At 68.5% G+C, this 1,987-nt stretch carries 3 protein-coding genes; all 3 read right to left on the bottom strand.

The features are described 5' to 3' along the window. On the bottom strand, positions 1 to 296 hold a 296-nt coding region (locus A5714_RS03010; RefSeq protein ID WP_156747150.1), incomplete at its 3' end, for an FAD-dependent monooxygenase. Between the two features lie 70 nt (positions 297 to 366). After that, positions 367 to 1,305: a fumarylacetoacetate hydrolase family protein gene (locus tag A5714_RS03005; protein WP_068282618.1), complete on the bottom strand. Its 939-nt coding sequence runs from the start codon at positions 1,303 to 1,305 to the stop codon at positions 367 to 369. Beyond that, positions 1,302 to 1,987: VOC family protein (locus tag A5714_RS03000; protein ID WP_197513524.1), on the bottom strand; the 686-nt coding region annotated here is incomplete at its 5' end. The genes A5714_RS03005 and A5714_RS03000, both read right to left, overlap by 4 nt.

Genomic DNA, 1,987 nt, shown 5'->3' with positions numbered 1-1,987 from the left:
GCGCGCTGGAACTCGGCGAGCACCGACAGGTCGCGGTCCACGAGGCGCAGGCCGCGGGCCGGTCGGGAGATGGCGGCGAAGTCCTCGGCGACACCGAGCCGAGCCAGGATGCGGTAGATCTCGTCGTCGAGGTGCACCGCGCGCGGCTGTGGGTACACCTGCGGCCACCGGTCCAGGACCAGGGTGTCGACGCCGCACTGGGCGAGCACGGTGGCCGCGGTCATGCCGGTCGGCCCGCCGCCCACGACGGCGACCGGCACGTGCTCGATGGCGGGGTCCGCTACGGACTCGGTCATCACACCTCGAAGGCCCAGTCGACGGCGAGATCGGCCAGTGACTGGCACACGGGCCACAACAGTTTCGCGCTCATGCGCAGCGCACCGCCAGCCGTTGCGTGCCCAGGTCGATCGCACCGTCGTCGGTGGCGATCGAGGCTTCCACGACGTCGCCGTGGCGCAGGTACTTCGGGTTGTTGGCCTGTCGGGCGAAGAAGGCCTTCCACTTCAGCGCCGGGGGCAGCAAGTTGCCGATCAGTTCGATCGGCTTCGGGGGGGCGCTCAGCGCGGTGCCCACCGGGGTGCCGGTGAGGATGAGATCACCGGGGGCCAGGTGCTGGAACCGCGTCAGCGCCTGCAGGGCTTGCAGAGGCCGGTACAGCATGTCGCCTTCGACGAGTGCGTTTTGGCGCTCCTCGCCGCTGACCCGCAGCCGCAACCGTAGGTCGCCGAAGCGGGCCAGTTCGGCGGCGTTAAGAAGCACCAGCGCCGGCCCGACCGGGGTAAACGTCGGGTAGGACTTGGCCTCGTAGAACTGGGTTTGCGGGAGCTGAATGTCGCGGGCGGAGACGTCGTTGGTGATCGTCAGGGCGGCGACGTAGTCGGCGAGGTTGGCATCGGTGACAGTGGTGCCGACCGGAATGTCGCGCCCGATGACCAGGCCGATCTCGACCTCGTAGTCGAGCAAGCGCACATGGGGCGGTCGCACGATTTCGTCGAAGGGGCCGGTGATGGAGGCCGAGGACTTCCGGAAGAACGTCAGGGGCACCGCCTTGGGGTCCATGCCGGCGTCTTTGACGTGGGATTCGAAGTTGGTCATCTGTGCCACGACCCGGCACGGCGCGGTCACCGGCGACAGCAGCCGCAGGTCGTCGACCGCGACAGTCCCCCCGGCGGTGGTCGCCGCATCGATGGCCGCCCGGTCGGCGAGCAGGTCGGCGGTGCTGGTCGCGCTGGTGGAGATCGGTGCGGCGCCGGTGGGGGTGTGTACCCACCAGCTATCGCTGGTGCGCAGTACGGAGATGGTCATGAGGTTGCGACTTTCAGTAGGCCGATGAGGCGGTGGACGTCGAATTCGTTGTCGCCGCGCAGGCCGGACAGCATGGCGGTCACCTGGTGGCGCGCCGAGCGTGGGCTGGCGTCGAAAAAGTCCCGAGTCGCCGGGGGCCCCCACTGGGCCAACCCGGAGGCGGTGAACGGTGCCCAGCCGGGTTCGAGGGTGTTGTCGAACATGTCGCCGTCGGTGAAGTGCTCCACCAGGAAGCCGTCGGGATCGCGCCAGTAATCGAACAACTGGCTGCCCTGAATGTGGCGGCCGATGCCCCAGGACCGCAGGTAGCCGCGCTCGCGCAGGTATTCGCCGCCGGCGGCCAGCGCGTCGAGGTCACTGACCTCGTAGGCCGAGTGCACATAGCGGTTGGCCGGTCCCAGCGTCAACGCCAGAGTGTGATGGTCGGCGGGCACGCTGCCGCGGTCGCAACGGATGAAGCTCATCGTCGGACCGCGGTCGCGTTGCCCGGGAAAGAAGAGGAAGTCGCTGACGATCATGCCGAAGGTGTCCAGGTACCAGTTCAGCGTTTGCAGGTAGGTGGTCGACTGCAACACGACGTGACCGAGACGCTGGACCCGTGCGGGCATTCGCGGCGGCCGCACGGTCGCGTTGACCCGTTGATCGTCGGGACCGGTGTTGGACGCTTGCGAGCGCTGAGCCG

This window comes from Mycobacterium sp. E2462, from assembly GCF_001672685.1.
GTDB lineage: Bacteria > Actinomycetota > Actinomycetes > Mycobacteriales > Mycobacteriaceae > Mycobacterium.
Note: the sequence above shows the minus strand (reverse complement) of the source record. Positions and strands in the feature narration are given on the sequence as shown.

Bases quoted from the DNA above. Each gene is read 5' to 3' on its own strand.
- A5714_RS03005 (WP_068282618.1), bottom strand. From the start codon at position 1,305: ATGACCATCTCCGTACTGCGCACCAGCGATAGCTGGTGGGTACACACC.